The organism is Herbiconiux sp. (assembly GCF_004297105.1).
GTDB lineage: Bacteria > Actinomycetota > Actinomycetes > Actinomycetales > Microbacteriaceae > Herbiconiux.
In genome coordinates, this window is record NZ_SCVE01000004.1 from 15,088 (window position 1) to 31,589 (window position 16,502).

At 69.2% G+C, this 16,502-nt stretch carries 15 protein-coding genes; 10 read left to right on the forward strand and 5 right to left on the reverse strand.

Going from position 1 to position 16,502, the window contains the following annotated elements; all coding sequences use genetic code 11:
* Window positions 1-9: 9 nt before the first annotated feature.
* From EPO52_RS01280 to EPO52_RS01290, 3 genes are all read right to left on the reverse strand, one after another.
* Complete coding sequence (locus EPO52_RS01280) at window positions 10-1,458, reverse strand: putative Ig domain-containing protein (protein WP_290800828.1); 1,449 nt, start codon at window positions 1,456-1,458, stop codon at window positions 10-12.
* A 64-nt stretch (window positions 1,459-1,522) separates the two neighbouring features.
* Entirely contained in the window at window positions 1,523-2,578 is a 1,056-nt protein-coding gene (locus EPO52_RS01285; protein ID WP_290800830.1) for a putative sulfate exporter family transporter, read from the reverse strand.
* The gene (locus EPO52_RS01290; RefSeq protein WP_290800833.1) at window positions 2,569-4,239 is read right to left on the reverse strand and encodes a phospholipid carrier-dependent glycosyltransferase; all 1,671 of its coding nucleotides are present in this window, start codon (window positions 4,237-4,239) and stop codon (window positions 2,569-2,571) included. Before EPO52_RS01290 ends, EPO52_RS01285 begins: the two co-directional genes overlap by 10 nt.
* 121 nt (window positions 4,240-4,360) lie before the next feature.
* Here EPO52_RS01290 and rsmI point away from each other — a divergent pair, with 121 nt between their 5' ends.
* The 7 genes from rsmI to EPO52_RS01325 all read left to right on the forward strand — a co-directional run bounded on the left by rsmI (window position 4,361) and on the right by EPO52_RS01325 (window position 11,656).
* Window positions 4,361-5,182 (forward strand): 16S rRNA (cytidine(1402)-2'-O)-methyltransferase, encoded by an 822-nt coding sequence (gene rsmI, locus EPO52_RS01295; RefSeq protein ID WP_290800836.1) that lies wholly within the window; start codon window positions 4,361-4,363, stop codon window positions 5,180-5,182.
* Between the two features lie 77 nt (window positions 5,183-5,259).
* Window positions 5,260-6,186, forward strand: a complete 927-nt coding sequence (locus EPO52_RS01300; protein ID WP_290800839.1) for an NADP-dependent oxidoreductase — start codon at window positions 5,260-5,262, stop codon at window positions 6,184-6,186.
* Between the two features lie 118 nt (window positions 6,187-6,304).
* Window positions 6,305-7,873: a methionine--tRNA ligase gene (metG, locus tag EPO52_RS01305; protein WP_290800841.1), complete on the forward strand. Its 1,569-nt coding sequence runs from the start codon at window positions 6,305-6,307 to the stop codon at window positions 7,871-7,873.
* A 41-nt stretch (window positions 7,874-7,914) separates the two neighbouring features.
* Window positions 7,915-8,796, forward strand: coding sequence for a TatD family hydrolase (locus tag EPO52_RS01310; protein WP_290800868.1), 882 nt, complete (start codon window positions 7,915-7,917; stop codon window positions 8,794-8,796).
* A complete protein-coding gene (rsmA, locus tag EPO52_RS01315; RefSeq protein WP_290800844.1) occupies window positions 8,793-9,665 on the forward strand; it encodes a 16S rRNA (adenine(1518)-N(6)/adenine(1519)-N(6))-dimethyltransferase RsmA in 873 nt (290 codons plus the stop codon). The genes EPO52_RS01310 and rsmA overlap by 4 nt, the downstream gene beginning before the upstream one ends.
* A 179-nt stretch (window positions 9,666-9,844) precedes the next feature.
* Window positions 9,845-10,657, forward strand: a complete 813-nt coding sequence (locus EPO52_RS01320; protein ID WP_290800847.1) for an alpha/beta hydrolase — start codon at window positions 9,845-9,847, stop codon at window positions 10,655-10,657.
* A gap of 63 nt (window positions 10,658-10,720) precedes the next feature.
* Window positions 10,721-11,656: a 4-(cytidine 5'-diphospho)-2-C-methyl-D-erythritol kinase gene (locus EPO52_RS01325; RefSeq protein WP_290800850.1), complete on the forward strand. Its 936-nt coding sequence runs from the start codon at window positions 10,721-10,723 to the stop codon at window positions 11,654-11,656.
* 79 nt (window positions 11,657-11,735) lie between these two features.
* Here EPO52_RS01325 and EPO52_RS01330 read toward each other — a convergent pair whose 3' ends face one another.
* Window positions 11,736-12,284: an adenine phosphoribosyltransferase gene (locus tag EPO52_RS01330; RefSeq protein WP_290800853.1), complete on the reverse strand. Its 549-nt coding sequence runs from the start codon at window positions 12,282-12,284 to the stop codon at window positions 11,736-11,738.
* Between the two features lie 66 nt (window positions 12,285-12,350).
* Here EPO52_RS01330 and EPO52_RS01335 point away from each other — a divergent pair, with 66 nt between their 5' ends.
* Both EPO52_RS01335 and EPO52_RS01340 read left to right on the forward strand, forming a co-directional pair.
* Window positions 12,351-12,986: a Pr6Pr family membrane protein gene (locus tag EPO52_RS01335; RefSeq protein WP_290800855.1), complete on the forward strand. Its 636-nt coding sequence runs from the start codon at window positions 12,351-12,353 to the stop codon at window positions 12,984-12,986.
* A 31-nt stretch (window positions 12,987-13,017) separates the two neighbouring features.
* Window positions 13,018-13,506, forward strand: coding sequence for a YdeI/OmpD-associated family protein (locus EPO52_RS01340; protein WP_290800857.1), 489 nt, complete (start codon window positions 13,018-13,020; stop codon window positions 13,504-13,506).
* Window positions 13,507-13,686: 180 nt separating this feature from the next.
* On the opposite strand, the gene EPO52_RS01345 is transcribed toward EPO52_RS01340, so the two are convergent.
* The gene (locus EPO52_RS01345; protein WP_290800860.1) at window positions 13,687-14,538 is read right to left on the reverse strand and encodes a fused MFS/spermidine synthase; all 852 of its coding nucleotides are present in this window, start codon (window positions 14,536-14,538) and stop codon (window positions 13,687-13,689) included.
* Window positions 14,539-14,640: 102 nt separating this feature from the next.
* Between EPO52_RS01345 and EPO52_RS01350 the strand changes: the two genes are divergently transcribed.
* Window positions 14,641-16,455 (forward strand): ABC-F family ATP-binding cassette domain-containing protein, encoded by a 1,815-nt coding sequence (locus EPO52_RS01350; RefSeq protein ID WP_290800863.1) that lies wholly within the window; start codon window positions 14,641-14,643, stop codon window positions 16,453-16,455.
* Window positions 16,456-16,502 lie beyond the last annotated feature (47 nt).

The window sequence follows — 16,502 nt, forward strand, 5'->3', positions numbered from 1 at the left end:
CGACGGAGATCAGCCTCGCGCTGAGCGTGAGAGGCGGCGCCTGATCGACAGCCCGCCGATACCTGCGAGAAGTGCAGCCGCAGCAACACCGAGCCACGGAAGTTCGGGGGAGAGCCCTCCTGTGTGCGCCAGCTCGCTGCTCGCCGGCCGGCTGCCGCCGGCCCCTCCCGCTGAGGCGGGGGTGGCCGGTGTGGCGGTGGACGTCGTGGTCGGTGTCGGCGTCGGCACCGGAGCAGCTGCGACTGTGATGGTCACGGATTGTGGCGCGGAATCCCCGAACATATTGGAAGCCACGACGTCGAACGTGTACGTGTTGGCCGTCGTCGGAGTACCGCTGAGAATGCCGGTCGCCGGATCGATGGTGATTCCGGGAGGCGGCGTGCCCACCGTGCGGAACGTCAGCGGGTCGTATCCGGATGCGGTCACCGCGAACGAGTAGGCCGTGCCGACGGTCGCGGATGCGGTCGGCGTCCCCGACGTGATGGCCGCACCGAGCTCGACCCGCGACACTGTGGGGTTGGTGTACCCGGCTGCGATGACGACGTGATTTGGAGTGACGGCCAGTGCGTTGTAATCCGCCCCGGGGGTGAGCGTTGCGATCGAAGGGGTGAGAGTGCCATCGGTAGCCGCCACCATGGCAATCGTCTTCGCAACGGGAAGAGTGACGAAGATGTTGTCGTCATCATCCAGAGCGATCCGTCCGATCGTGGCCGCCAACGCGATGCTGCCGTTGTACGAGCCGGTGCTGTCGAACTGTTCGATCTGGTTTCCCGCGAGATCACCGACGTAGATATGTCCTGCGGAGTTGATGACGAAGTTGCTTGCGCTGGTTGTCGATGGCAGCGTCGCGAATGCCGGGACGATGGCTCCCGCTTGGGGAATCTTAGAGATCGTCAAGTTCGAGTTCAGCGTATAGACGTCTCCCGCGTCGTCGAGAGTGACATCGACAGGGTGAGCTCCAGCCGCAAGCGGCTCGGAGCCCAGGAAGACACCGCTGGGACTTATCTTGATCACCTTCTCGGTGCTGCCAGAGTCTGCAATGTAGATCGAGTCATCGAGGTCAATGGCCAATGCGGTGGGAAGGCTACCCATTCCGAAGGTGTAGAAGGCAACAGTCAGGGTGCCATCTGGAGAGACTTTCGACAGTGTTCCAGCAGCCGAGTTGACGGTGTAGATCGCCCCGGTGGAGTCGATGGCGATTTTTCGCATACCGACACCGGCCGGCAACGTCGCGAACGCGGCAGTTACGCCTCCCGCTGGAGTTATCTTCGAGATGGTCTGCAGGCCGATGTTCGCCGTGTAGACATTGCCCGCGCCATCCACGGTAATCGATGAGGGAATGCTGCCGGTCGGCAGGATGGCGAGCTGAGGCGTCACGACCGGCGTCGCGCTGGCGCTGAGCGGTACGGCGATGAGCGCGGCAGCGAAGCCGAGGGCGGCGAGAGCGCGGAGTTTCATACGGTATCCTTCGATGTGGGCGAGTAAAGCTCACTATCGCATAGGTCGAGCAAAACTCACAACATCAGGCGAGGAGCCAGACTCCTGCCAGGGCCAGGACGGCTATCAGGAGCCAGGAGGCGAGGCCCACGATGAGGGCTCGCCAGCCCGTGCGGGCGAGGGTGCGGAAGCGGATGTTGGCGCCCAGCGCGAAGAGGGCCATGGCGAGCAACACCGTCTGCGCGATGTCGGCCGCGCCGAGCACCGTTTCGCTGAAGGAGGCGCCCAAGGAGAGCACGGCATCGGGGGAGAGGAAGAGGGTGCGCACGAGTACGGCCCCGATGAAGCCCGCGATGAAAAGGGGCACGATCGGGGGTCGCTTCGCAGCCGGCCGCTCGACGTAGTCGGGGTGGCCGGCGCCGAGGGCCTCGTTGCGGGCATCCGCTCGGCGCTCGACGAGGCCGACGATGGCCACCATCGGCGCCAGCGTCAGCACTCGCGTGAGCTTCACCACGACGGCCGCCGCCAGGGCCGCCGGGCCGGCGATCTGGGCCGTGGCCACCACCTGGCCCACGTCGTGCACGCTGAGGCCGACCCAGACGCCGAAATCCTCCGCCGAGAGGCCGAGCGGGATGCGCAGCACCGGCAGGATGAAGATCGCCAGCGTGCCGCAGAGCGTCACCAGCGCGATGGGTGTCGCCGTGTCTTCATCCTTCGACCGGGTCACCGCGCTCATCGCGCCCACGGCCGACGCCCCGCAGATCGAGAAACCCGCCGCGATGAGGATGGGCTGCGTGCCGGGGAGGCGCAGCAGCCGGCCGAGCAGCAGGGTGGCCGTGAACGTGATGGCGACGATCAGCACGATCACCACGATGGTCTGCCAGCCGAGCCCCGCGATGTCGACGAGACTCAGCTTCAACCCGAGCAGCACGATGCCGATGCGCAGCAGCCGCCGTGCGGCGATGCCGAGGCCCGGCTTGAGCACGCCGTCGAGCAGTCTCTGCACGGAAGGGATCTGCCCCGCGATCATGCCGAGAGCCACCGCGGCCGTGAGCATCGGCACGGCGGGCACCAGCAGGTGGATGCCGAAGGCGAGCAGCGCAGCAGCCCCGGCGACCAGCAGGCCGGGAATCAGCGCCACGTCGGTAGCCAGTAGTGCAGGCTCAGGAACCACGCGGGCACCGGCATACCGACCCACACGGGGTAGAACCAGGCCGAGACCAGCACGCACACACCGAGGAAGATGCCCACGATGGTGAGCGCCCGTGTGCGCACCACCCGAGGATCGCCTCGCGACCCCAGCGCGAGCCCGATCACGAAGGTGAGCCCGAGGATCATGTAGGGCTCGAACGCGATCGTGTAGAACTGGAAGACCGTTCGATTCGAGTAGAGCAGCCACGGCAGGTACCCGGCGACCATGCCCATCAGGATGAGCCCCACCTGCCATTCGCGCTTACGCACCAGGCGGTAGACCAAGTAGAAGATCGCCGCCGTCGCGCTCCACCAGATGATGGGGTTCGCGATCGAGGTGATGTTCTCGTAGCAGACCTGCCCGCCGCACTGCGAGGCGTCGACGCTGTTGACGTACATCTGCGTGGGGCGGATGAGGAACAGCCAGCTGAAGGGATTCGCCTGGTAGGGATGCGGCGAGTGCTCGTTGACGTGGTAGTTGTACACCGCCGTCTCGAGGTGCCAGAAGTTCTGGATGGAGAGCGGCACCCAGGAGAGCGCCCCGGTCCACTCCGAGCCCGCCGTCTGCGCCCAGGTGCGGTACATGCCACCGGATGTCGCGAACCACCCGATCCACGGGATCAGGTAGCTCACCAGAGCGAGGGGCACCAGGAGCACGAAGGTCACCGGCCCCTGCTTCAGCACGGCGGCGCTGAACCAGAACGGGATGCCGAGCCGTCGCCGAGCGAGCGCGTCGACCACGATGAGATACACCCCGAACGCGGCCAGGAAGTACAGGCCCGACCACTTCACGGCCGACGCCAGCCCGAAGGCCGTGGCGGCGGCGAGAACCCACGGCCGGTTCCAGATCACCGGCCCCCAGGTGGGCGGCTCGGGTGCACCGTCGCCGGCGCCCCCCGGTCTCGATCGGGCCGCCACCGCCACCGCGAGACGCCGCTCATGCCACTCCCGGTCGAGAAGAACGGCCCCGAATCCCAGAAGCATGAAGAGCGCCACGATGCCGTCGAGAATGGCCACCCGGCTCATCACGATGGCGTGCCCGTCGATGGCGAGCAGGAACCCGGCGATGGTGCCGAGCAGCGTCGAGCGCATGAGCTTCGTGGCGATGAGCGCCGTGAGCAGCACGAGCAGGATGCCGCACACCGCCACCGAGATGCGCCAGCCGAACGAGCTGTCGGCCCCGAAGAGGGCCATTCCCGCGCCGATGATCCACTTGCCGAGCGGCGGATGCACGGCGAAGGAGGGGCTCGTCTGGAAGATGTTCGTCTCGCCCGCGGCGAACCGCGGATCGGTATCGGCCGGCCACGACGCCTCGTAGCCGAGGTTCCAGGTGGTCCACGCATCCTTCACATAGAAGGTCTCGTCGAAGACGAGGGAGTTCGGATGCGCGAGATCGACCAGCCGCAGCACCGCGGCGAGCAGCGTCACCGCGATGGGCCCGCCCCACCGCCACAGCCGCTGGCGGCCGGGGGTGCTCATGAGCCGCAGCCACCAGTCGTCGAGCCTCGAGCCGGTGCGCTCTGGGCGCTGCGGCTCTCCGGGGGCATCCGGTTCGGCCGCATCGGCCGTCGCCGCGACGGCGAGGTCGCGGGGGACCGGGTCTGTGCTCACCGGGCCATGCTAGCGGGCACTCGCCGTACGGATCCGCAGAGCACCTGGGGTGTGCAGAACCGGCGCGGCACCGGGTCGCTGTGGAGAACTGGAAGGGGAGGCCGGGTGCGAGACTGGGGGAATGCTCATCCTCGCCGCAACTCCGATCGGCAATCTGAAAGACGCCTCGCTGCGGCTGATCGAACTGCTCGAGTCCGCCGAGACGGTGGCGGCCGAGGACACCCGTGTCACCGCGAAGCTCCTACGCGGCCTCGGCATCGAGAACCGACCCCGGCTCATCCCGCTGCACGAGCACAACGAGCGGGAGAAGGCGACCTCGCTCGTCGAGCTCGCCCGGGAGGGCGACCTCGTGCTGCTCTCGGACGCCGGTATGCCCACGGTCTCCGACCCCGGCTACCTTCTCGTCTCCGCCGCCATCGAGGCGGGTGTCGACGTCACCGTGGTGCCCGGCCCGAGCGCGGTCGTGACGGCTCTCGCCCTCTCGGGGCTGCCGACCGACCGCTTCACCTTCGAGGGCTTCCTGCCGCGCAAGCAGGGCGACCGGCAGTCGGTGTTCCGGATGCTCGCCCGCGAGCCCCGCACGATGGTGTTCTTCGAGTCGCCCAACCGGCTCGCCGACTCGCTCGGCGACCTGGCGGCCGTGCTCGGTGCCGACCGGCGGGTGGCCGTGGTGCGTGAGCTGACGAAGCTGTACGAGGAGGCGCGACGTGGCACGGCCTCCGAGCTGGCCGAGTGGGCGGCATCCGGGGTCAAGGGCGAGATCTGCATCGTCGTGGCCGGGGCCGAACCGCTCGTGGCCGACCTCGGCGAGGGCGTGGGCCAGGTGCTCGCACTGGTCGCATCCGGGTCGCGGTTGAAAGAGGCGGCGGCGGAGGTGGCCGACGCCACAGGCCTGTCGAAGCGCGATCTCTACGAAGGTGCGCTGGCGTCCCGCCGCTCCTGAGAACAGTCTGAGCCGGGCATACGAAAGGCACCTGCGGCGTTGCAGACAGCGGGATTCGATGACACAGGAGGCCTCTCATGACCAAAGCAGTACGGTTCGAGCAGTACGGCGGCACCGAGGTTCTCGAGGTGGTCGAGATCGAGCGGCCGGATCCCGGGCCGGGTCAGGTGCGCATCGAAGTGGTGGCCTCCTCCATCAATCCCGGTGAGGCGAAGGTACGGGACGGTCTTCTGGAGTCGCTGTTCCCCACCACCTTCCCCTCGGGCGAGGGCAGCGACCTGGCCGGCCGCGTGAGTGCGCTCGGCGAGGGCGTTCAGGGCTTCGCTCTCGGCGACGAGGTGATCGGTTTCAGCGACGATCGATCGGCGCACGCCACCGACGCAGTGGTGCCCGCCGAGAACCTGGTGCCGAAGCCCGAGGGCGTGACCTGGGAGCAGGCGGCGTCGCTCAACGTCGCCGGAACCACCGCGTGGGCCGCGGTCAAGGCGGTCGCGGTCTCTCCCGGCGACGTCGTGGTCGTGGCGGGTGCCGCCGGAGGTGTCGGCCTCATCGCTGCGCAGCTGGCGAAGGTCGCCGGCGCGACCGTGATCGGCACCGCGCGCGAAGCGGATCACGGCTTCCTGGAGAGCCTGGGCATCGTTCCGGTCGCCTATGGAGACGGTGTTGCCGAGCGCATCCGCGAAGCCGCCGGCGCGGCGGGCGTCGACGCGTTCATCGACACCTACGGCAGCGGAAACGTCGAGGTCGGACTCGACCTGGGGGTCGCACCCGAGCGCATCGACACGATCGCCGACTTCGAGGCTCCGGCGAAATACGGTGTGAAGGCCGATGGCAGCGCGGCAGGCGCGGGCGCGGCCACCCTCCGCGAACTGGCCGCCCTCGTCGCCGATGGCTCCCTGAGCATCCCGATCGACACGATCTACCCGCTCGAACGCGTGGCCGAGGCCTATGACCACCTCGCCACGAAACACGTCGTGGGCAAGATCGTGCTGCGCATGGAGTGAGCACCGGATGCGTGGCCGCCGCGCATCCGGTCCTGCACCGTAGCGCGGGTTGCGGCGGGTTGTCCACAGGCTCGTCACACAGCGTCTCGCCGTGACGGCGGCCTTTAGGATGGTCAGCATGTCCGACGGCTCCTCCTTCTATGTCACCACGCCGATCTTCTACGTGAACGACGTGCCCCACATCGGGCACGCCTACACCGAGGTCGCGGCCGACGTACTGGCCCGGTGGCACCGTCAGGCGGGCGATCCCACCTGGTTCCTCACCGGCACCGACGAGCACGGTCAGAAGATCCTGCGCACCGCCACGGCCAACGGCGTCACGCCGAAGGAGTGGGCCGACAAGCTCGTCGCCGAGTCCTGGAAGCCCCTGCTCGCCACCATCGACATCTCGAACGACGACTTCATCCGCACCACCGACGAGCGGCACGAGAAGAACGTGCAGCTGTTCCTGCAGCGCCTCTACGACGCGGGTTACATCTACACCGGCGAGTACGAGGGCTACTACTGCGTGGGCTGTGAGGAGTACAAGCAGCTCTCCGACCTCGTCGATGGCACCGGGCAGTACGAGGGCCAGCTCGTCTGCGCCATCCACTCCAAGCCGGTCGAACTGCTGAAGGAGCGCAACTACTTCTTCCGCATGAGCGACTTCGCCGAGAAGCTCCTCGCGCTCTACGAGGAGCGGCCCGACTTCGTGCAGCCCGAGAGCGTGCGCAACGAGATCGTGTCGTTCGTGCGCCGCGGCCTCACCGACCTCTCCATCTCCCGCCAGACCTTCGACTGGGGCATCCAGGTGCCGTGGGATGACACGCACGTCGTGTACGTGTGGTTCGACGCCCTGCTCAACTACGCCACGGCCGCCGGCTACGGCTCCGACGAGGAGAAGTTCGCGAGGCTCTGGCCCGCCACCCACATCGTGGGCAAAGACATCGCCCGGTTCCACGCCGTCATCTGGCCCGCCATGCTCATGGCCGCGGGGCTGGAGGTGCCGAAGCAGGTCTACGGCCACGGCTGGCTGCTGGTGGGCGGCGAGAAGATGTCGAAGTCGAAGCTCACGGGTATCGCCCCCGAGCAGATCACCGACACCTTCGGGTCAGACGCCTTCCGTTACTACTTCATGCGCGCCATCAGCTTCGGTCAAGACGGCTCCTTCTCGTGGGAAGACCTGTCGGCCCGCTACCAGGCCGAGCTCGCCAACGGCTTCGGCAACCTCGCGTCGCGCGTGGTCGCCATGGTCACCCGCTACTTCGACGGCGTCATCCCCTCGCCTGTCGAGAGCGCGGTGACGGAGGCCGAGCGCGCCATCCGCGACACCGAGCGCCGGGTCACCGAGGCCGCCGACGAGGCGATCTCGCGCCTCGCCGTGCACGAAGCCCTCGCGCGCATCTGGGAGCTGGTCGACGAGCTGAACGGCTACATCACCACGCAGGAGCCCTGGGTGCTCGCCAAAGACCCGGCGAAGGCCGACCGTCTGGCCACCGTGCTCAGCACGGCCGTGCGCGGCATCGGCACGCTCGCCGTGCTGCTGTCGCCCGTGGTGCCCGAGGCCGCCGCGAAGCTCTGGACGGCACTGTCGGGCGATGGTTCGGTTGCCGATCAGCCGATCCGCTCGGCGTGGGAGTGGTCGGGCGGTGCTCGTGTCGAGCCGCTCGAGGCGCTGTTCCCGCGCATCGAGGTCGAGGCCTCTTGAGTTCGATCGACGTCGGTGACCCCGACGGCCTTCCCGCGCACATCCGTTCACGCGAGCCGGGCGATCGGGGCGATCAGGCCTACCCTCCGCTTCCCGAAGCGCTCGTGGTGCCGGTCTACGACAACCACACGCACCTCGAGGTGGCGAACGGTGCCGATCCCATCGACTACCGCGAGCACCTCGACCGCGCCTCCGCCGTCGGCGTACGCGGCGTCGTGCAGGTGGGCACCGACCTCGAGACCTCGCGCTGGTCGGCCGAGCAGGCCACTCGGGAGCCGCGGATGCTCGCAGCCGTGGCCATCCATCCGAACGACGCTCCGGAGTATGCGGCCGCAGGAGGGCTCGACGAGGCGCTCGCCGAGATCGCCGAGCTCGCCACCTGGCCGCGCGTGCGTGCCGTCGGCGAAACCGGGCTCGACTTCTTCCGCACCGGCGAGGCCGGGCTCGCGGCGCAGTATCGCTCGTTCGAGGCGCACATCCAGATCGCCAAAGAGAACGGAATCGCCCTCCAGATCCACGACCGCGACGCGCACGCCGAAGTCATCGCCACCCTGAAACGCGTCGGCGCTCCTGAGCGCACCGTGTTCCACTGCTTCTCGGGCGATGCCGAGCTGGCGGAGATCTGCGCGGCGAACGGCTGGTACATGTCGTTCGCGGGCAACGTCACCTTCAAGAACGCCGGCACCCTCCGGGAGGCGCTCGAGGTGGCGCCGCGCTCGCTGCTGCTGGTGGAGACGGATGCGCCCTACCTCACCCCCATGCCCTACCGAGGCCGGCCGAATGCGCCCTACCTCGTGCCGCACACGCTGCGGGCGATGGCGGCGCACCTCGGCACCGACGTGTCGATGCTGGCCGCGCAGATCGCGTCGAACACCGAGCTCGTGTACGGCCGCTGGGAAGACGACCCGGTGCAGGCCTCATGAGCGACCTCGGCAGCCCGCCGCCGGCCGCTGACGTGACTCTCCTGGGCCCGGCGGAGATCCGCGACCTCGCCGCGCTTCTCGATCTCACCCCCACGAAGCGCCTCGGTCAGAACTTCGTGATCGACGCCAACACCGTGCGCAAGATCGTGCGTGTGGCCAAGGTCGAGGCGGGCGACGTGGTGGTGGAGGTAGGGCCCGGGCTCGGCTCGCTCACTCTCGGCCTCCTCGAGGCCGGTGCCGAGGTGGTGGCGGTCGAGATCGACTCGCGCCTCGCCGCGCAGCTGCCGCTCACCGTGTCGCAGCTGGCGCCCGACGCCGCGCTCACCGTGATCCACGACGACGCCCTGCGCATCCGCTCACTTCCGGATGCGCCGAGCCGCCTGGTGGCGAACCTCCCCTACAACGTCTCCGTTCCCGTGCTGCTGCACATGCTGGAGCACTTCTCGTCGATCCGATCCGGTGTCGTGATGGTGCAGGCCGAGGTGGGCTACCGGCTCGCGGCCGAACCCGGGTCGAAGGTCTACGGCAGCCCGAGCGTGAAAGCCGCCTGGTACGGCACCTGGCGTACCGCGGGCCAGGTGAGCCGGCAGGTCTTCTGGCCCGTTCCGAACGTCGACTCGGTGCTCGTGGGCTTCGAACGCGTGGGGGAGGGGCTCGACACCGAGGAGTTGCGCGTGCGCACCTTCGAGATCGTCGACGCCGCGTTCGGGCAGCGCCGCAAGATGCTGCGCCAGGCGGTGTCGACCGTGTTCGGTGACTCGGCCGAGGCCATCCGGGTGCTCGAGGCGGCGGGCATCGACCCGACCGCGCGCGGCGAGCAGCTGACGGTGCACGACTTCCTGGCCATCGCCCGCGCATCGCTCGGCTGACCGGCCCAAGCCCGAGCCGCTCACCCCGAGCCGCTCACCCCGGGCCGCTCACCCCACGGCGTTCCAGACACCCGGCGATTCGCCCTGGCGGGATGCTCGGAACGACCGGTGGCGGGAAAACCGCTGCCTTCGGCAGAAACCCGGCGGCACGCGCCAGCCGGTGCGTGTGAGGATCGAGCGTGACCACACCGACGCCTCGTTCTCCCGACCACCATCGGCCCGCGCATCCGTTCTCCGTGCGTCTTGCCACGCAGCACTGGGGCGTCACCGGCCCCGACGCGAAACCGGCCGCGCTGCTCCTGCACGGCCTCCCGTCGTCGTCGAACAGCTGGTGGCGGGTGGCGAGCGACCTCGCCGATGCCGGCTGGTCGGTCACCGCGCCCGATCTCCGCGGTCACGGGAACTCGCCCCGAGCCACCCGCTACAGCCTCACCGATCACGGAGCCGATGTGACTGCCCTGCGCGCACCGGATGACCGCCCCTGGGATCTCGTGATCGGCCACTCGCTCGGCGGCGCGGTGGCCGTCGTCGCGGCGGCGGAGCATCCGGAGTGGGCGGATGCCCTGCTGCTCCTCGACCCGGTGCTCTCCGTGCCCGAGTCGGAGGCCGACGCGCTCGTCGCCGATCTGCTGGGCGACCTCGAGCAGCACGACCCGACCGCGCTGCTCGCGGAGAACCCTCGCTGGCATCCGGAAGACGCCAGTCAGAAGGTGGCGGCGGCGCGCGCGGTCACGCCGCACATGGTGGAGCGCACCATCCGTGACAACGACGACTGGCATCTCGAACCCCGCCTGGCGCGCGTCGCCGCGCGAACACGCGTGCTCGCCGCCGATCCCTCGTTCGGTGCGTCCTTCACCCGAGCGCAGGGCGAGGCGCTCGTCGCCGCGAACTCGCGATTCGGCTTCGCCGTGGTGCACGGAGCCGGCCATTCGCTCCATCGCGACGACCCGGCCCGCGTCGTGGCCGAGGCACTCGCCCATCTCGCCGGCTGAGCCGCCGATCGCGCTCGAAGGCCCCTGAACGGGGGAATCTGCAGGGTGGGATAGGTTGGTTTCATGAGCAACTGGGGCCTTACGAAAACCGTGCATGTGCGGGCCCCCGGCAAGATCAACGTGTTCCTCAAAGTGGGAGCGGTGATGGACGACGGCTACCACGACGTCGCCACCGCCTACCAGGCCGTCTCGCTCTACGAAGACGTCTTCGCGTCGCCCGCCAGCGACTTCTCGGTGGAGTTCGGCGGGCACATCGACACCTCGGGCCTCGAGACCGACGGCTCGAACCTCGCCATCCGCGCGGCGCGCCTCCTCGCCCGCAAGACCGATTACCGCGGCGGCGCCCACCTGCGCATCGAGAAGAACGTGCCCATCGCGGGCGGCATGGGCGGCGGATCTGCCGACGCGGCAGCCACCCTTCTCGCCTGCGATGCCCTCTGGGGAACGGATGTCGGCCGCGAGGAGCTGCTCGCCCTCTCCGCCGAGCTCGGCGCCGACGTGCCCTTCGCGTTCACCGGCGGCACCGCGATCGGTACGGGCCGGGGCGACCAGCTGAGCCCCGCGCTCGCCAAGGGACAGTTCCAGTGGGTGCTCGTGCTGCAGGAGCACGGTCTCGCCACCCCCGAGGTGTACCGCGAGCTCGACCGGCACCGGGAACGGCACGCGCAAGACATCTTCCCCGCCCAGGGCCAGCCCGTCGTCGAGACGGACGTGCTGCAGGCGCTTCGGGCCGGCGACCCGCACATGCTCGCGGAGTCGCTCCACAACGACCTCCAGGCGCCGAGCCTCCACCTCGACCAGAGCCTCTCCGCGGTGCTCGAGGTGGGCGAGGCGAACGGTGCGCTGGCGGGCATCGTGTCGGGATCCGGGCCCACGGTCGCCTTCCTGGCCGCCGATCTCGACGGAGCGCTCGAACTCCAGATCGCCCTGAGCGCGGCGCGCTACCAGGTGGTTCGGGTCACCGGTCCGGTCGCCGGAGCACGCATCGTCGCCGACTGAGGGCACTCCCGCTCCGCCCCGCGCGGCAGACAGCCGGCAGACAGGCCGGAGCGGCGCTCGGCCGCGCCTCTCGACGCGCCTACAGGGCGATGAGTGCCGTCACCGGCACCGATGTGAGGTCGGCCAGTGCCGCTCTGCCTCCGAGGCCCAGCAGCTCGATCACGACGGCGATGCCCACGACCTCCCAGCCGGCCCGCTCCATGAGGCGCACCGTCGCCGCCAGGGTGCCCCCGGTGGCCAGCACGTCATCGACGATCACCACGCGCGCTCCCGGTGCCAGGATGCCCGGCCGCACCTCGATGGTCGCCTCGCCGTACTCGAGCGCGTAGCTCTCCGCGAGCACCTCACCGGGCAGCTTGCCGGCCTTGCGCACCGGGAGCATCCCGAGCCCGGCCTCGACGGCCGCCGCGGCCCCGAGCACGAAGCCGCGCGCCTCGACGCCCACGACCGCATCGACTGACTCGTGGTCTGCGAGCAGGGCTGCGGCCACGGCCCGCAAGCTGTCGCCGTCGGCGAAGAGCGGGGAGAGATCGCGGAACAGAATGCCGGGGCTCGGAAAATCGGGGGTCTCGGTCATCCCGCTGCGGATGACGGATTCGATGTCGTGATCACTCTCAGGCGCGGTCATCCGCTCATCGTAACGGCACCGCCGTCCCTCCCCGTCGACGCCCTCCGCCCTCGCTAGAGTGTGGCCATGCGCATTCTGTTCGGGATCATCCGCATCGTCGCGGCCGGCGTCATCATCGCCGCCATCATCGGGCAGCTCGTGTACAGCCTCGAGGTCACGCCGGCCGACCAGCTGCCGCATTTCCTCGTGAACTTCTTCAGCTATTTCACGATCCTCTCGAATGCCCTCGCTGCCCTCGCGCTGCTCATCGGCGCCTCCTACTCGTTCACCGTGCGCCGCGATCCCGCCTGGTACAACCTCACGCTGGCGATGGTGGTCACGTACATGGCCACCACCGGCGTGGTCTACAACCTCCTGCTGCGCAACCTCGTGCTCGACCAAGGGCGCACTCTCGCGTGGTCGAACGAGGTGCTGCACCTGATCGCTCCGATCTACATCGTGGTCGTGTGGATCCTCACGCCCGGCAAGTCGCCGCTGAAGTGGAGCGCGCTCTGGGCCATTGTGGCGTTCCCTCTCGTGTGGACCGCCTACACGATGATCCGCGGGCCCCTCGTGGGCTGGTACCCCTATCCGTTCCTCAACCCGGCGCAGCCCGGCGGCTACGGGGCGGTGATCGTCTACATGGTGGCCATCGCGGGCTTCATCGGGTTGATGGGTTGTGCGGTGATCGGGCTCAGCCGAACGCGCATCCTGCGTTCGTGACCCCGGTGCCGCGCGGCGCTAACCTCTGAGCATGGTCGACTACCGCGATCCCGGCCCCGTCGAGTTCGACGCCGAGATCCTCCGCAACACGGATGTCGCGAACAGTTCCGCCTGGGTTGCGTTCCCCTACAGCGTGCCGGAGCTCTTCGGCGTGAAGGGCCGCGTGCCGATCACCGCCGAGATCGACGGCGAACCGTATCGGGGCTCGTTGGCGAATATGGGCGGGCCGGCTCACATCTTCCCGGTGCTGCGCGAGATCCGCGAGCGGATCGGCAAAGAGCCGGGCGAGACAGTGCACGTCACGGTGCGGCTCGACACGGCTCCCCGCACGGTGGCGCTGGGTCCGGATGCCCGTGATGCCCTGATCGCGGCCGGCCAGTCCGACGCGTTCGACTCCCTCAGCTACAGCCACCAGCGCGAGTACCAGCAGTGGATCGACGCGGCCAAGCGCCCCGAGACCCGCGCCTCCCGCATCACGAAGACCGCCGAGATGGTGGCCGAAGGCCGGCGGCTGAAGTAGCAATTGCTCACCCCGCCCTCCGCCGATCGCGGGTTAGCGTGTGTCGTCCGACCCACCTCTCGAGAAAGGCGACTGTGATGGGAACTCTCCCCCCGAAGCCCCGGCCGTAGCGCGTCGCGCGCGTGACGGGTCAGGAGGCGACTTCCGGCCCGTCACGAGGGCCGGCACGCGTCGGCGAGGTCAACGCCGGCGGAGGCGCGCGTCGCCGGGGGAGGGCGAGTCGGTCGCGGTGGCGTCGGTCACCGGTCGGGTGTCGCCGATCCAGCCATCCAGGCGCTCGCCGTGCAGCAGATGCACGAAGCCGCCGTCCTCCTCGCGGAAGCGGTGGTGGGCCATCAGTGCCGGCCGGTCGGAGGCGAACAGCACGGCATTGCCCAGGGGAGCGCGGGTGCGCAGCGACTCATCGCTCACCACAGCCACCGAGGAGAACAACGAGCGGAGGGTAGCCGCCTGCTCCCGCAGATACCGGAAGTCGCCGCCGTCGAGCAGGTTCACGGCCACGACCGCATCCGGAGCGAGAGCCGGCAGCACGAGCTCGTAGAACTCGAGGCTGGAGACGTGAGCCGAGACCGTCGCGGCGTCCCACAGGTCGATCACCGCGACATCCGCCGGGAGCGCCGCGTTCTCGGGCAGTGCCCCCAGCACGGCCCGGGCGTCGCCGAACAGCGGATGCACCTCGGCGCCCTCCGGCAGCGGCAACGCCTCGAGCACCGACTCGAACAGCGCGCGCTCTGCCTCCACCACGAGCTGCGGTGAACCAGGTCGTGTGGCGGCGACGTAGCGGGGGAGCGTCATCGCGCCGGCGCCGAGATGGAGCACCCGCAGAGGTGCCCCGGGAGTCGCTGCCGCGTCGATGGTGCGCGCGATCCAGCGCACGTACGGATACCGGAGGTCGAGCGGGTCGCCGAGCGACACCATCGACTGGGGGATGCCGTCGACGGCGAGTTCGTAGCGCTCGCCGTCGGGGTCGAGGAGAGTGAGGGTGGCGCCGTGGCGGGCGAGGTCGACGGAGAATCCGCGGTCGGCAGTCATCGCTCGAGACTAGCCCGCCCGCCTCCGGTTGGCGGCTGAGCAATCACTGCTCAGGCGGGCCGGGCGGGCAGTCGCTCAGCCCGCGCACTGTACCCTCGACAAGTGGCTCATCTCCTGGGCGCTGAGGCGCTCCATCTCGAATATCCCACCCGAGTCATCTTCGATTCCGTCACCGTCGGTCTGAACGAGGGCGACCGGGTCGGCATCGTCGGGCGCAACGGCGACGGCAAGTCGACTCTCCTCTCACTGCTCTCGGGCCGCATCGAACCCGACGCGGGGCGTGTCACGCGACGCCGTGGGGTGACGCTCGGCATGCTCGACCAGGCCGACACCGTCGACTCGAGTCTCACCGTCGCACAGGCCGTCGTGGGCGACCTCGACGAACACGTCTGGGCGGGCGACGCGAACACCCGCGATGTCATCGCCGGCCTGCTCGGCGACGTCGACTGGCATGCGGTGATCGGCACCCTCTCGGGTGGCCAGCGCCGCCGCGTCGCGCTCGCCGCTCTGCTCGTGGGCGACTGGGACATCATCTTCCTCGACGAGCCCACCAACCACCTCGACGTCGAGGGCATCGCCTGGCTCGCCCAGCACCTCAAGAAGCGCTGGGCCCCCGGTTCCGGCGGGCTCGCGGTCGTGACGCACGACCGGTGGTTCCTCGACGAGGTCTCCACCGACACCTGGGAGGTGCACGACCGGCTCATCGAGCCGTTCGAGGGCGGCTACGCGGCGTACATCCTGCAGCGCGTCGAGCGCGACCGCATGGCCTCCACCATGGAGGCGAAGCGCCAGAACCTCATGAAGAAGGAGCTCGCCTGGCTGCGCCGGGGCGCCCCGGCCCGCACCTCGAAGCCGAAGTTCCGCATGGATGCCGCCGCCGAGCTCATCGCCGACGAGCCTCCCGTGCGCGACACCGTCTCGCTCACCCAGATGGCCACCGCGCGCCTCGGCAAAGACGTGGTCGACATCCTCGACGTGTCGGTGTCGTACGGCGACAACCTCGTGCTCGAGGGCGTCGAGTGGCGCATCGCCCCGGGCGAGCGCACGGGCATCCTGGGCGTGAACGGCGCCGGCAAGTCGACGCTGCTCGGCCTCGTGACGGGCGCCGTGGAGCCGAGCTCGGGAACCGTGAAGCGCGGCAAGACCGTGAAGATCGCCACGCTCACCCAGCAGCTCGCCGAGCTCGCGGAGGTGCAGGGCGACCGCGTCTCCGAGGTGATCGGGCGCTACCGCACGTCGTACGTGGCGGGCGGCAAGGAGCTCACCCCGGGCCAGCTGCTCGAGCGCCTCGGTTTCACGAGCGCGCAGCTGATGACGCCGGTCAAAGACCTCTCCGGTGGACAGAAGCGACGGCTGCAGCTGCTGCTCATCCTGCTCGACGAGCCCAACGTGCTCATCCTCGACGAGCCCACCAACGACCTCGACACCGACATGCTCGCGGCGCTCGAAGACCTGCTCGACTCGTTCCCGGGCACGTTGCTCGTCGTGTCCCACGACCGGTACCTGCTCGAGCGCGTCACCGATCAGCAGTACGCCGTGCTCGACCACCGCTTCCGGCACCTGCCCGGCGGCCTCGAGCAGTACCTCACGCTGCGCAAGCAAGGGGCGGGGTCGGCGGATGCACGGGCTCGCGACAAGGGGCCGGGCGGCACCGCGTCGAGCATCGGGGCGCCGGCGGCATCCGGGCCCGCACTGGCCGGGGCAGAACTGCGCGCGGCGGAGAAGGAACGCTCGTCGCTCGAGCGCCGCATCAACAAGCTCACGGGCCAGATCGACACGCAGCACCACCGCATCGCGGAGTTCGACCAGTCCGACTACGTCGGCCTCGGCGCCCTCACCGCCGAACTCCAGGCCTTCGAGACCCAGATCGCCGACCTCGAGACCCGCTGGCTAGAACTCTCCGAGCTCCTCGACTAACCCACATCCGTCACTTTTTGCGCAAAATGGGGCGAATCTGCGCAAAA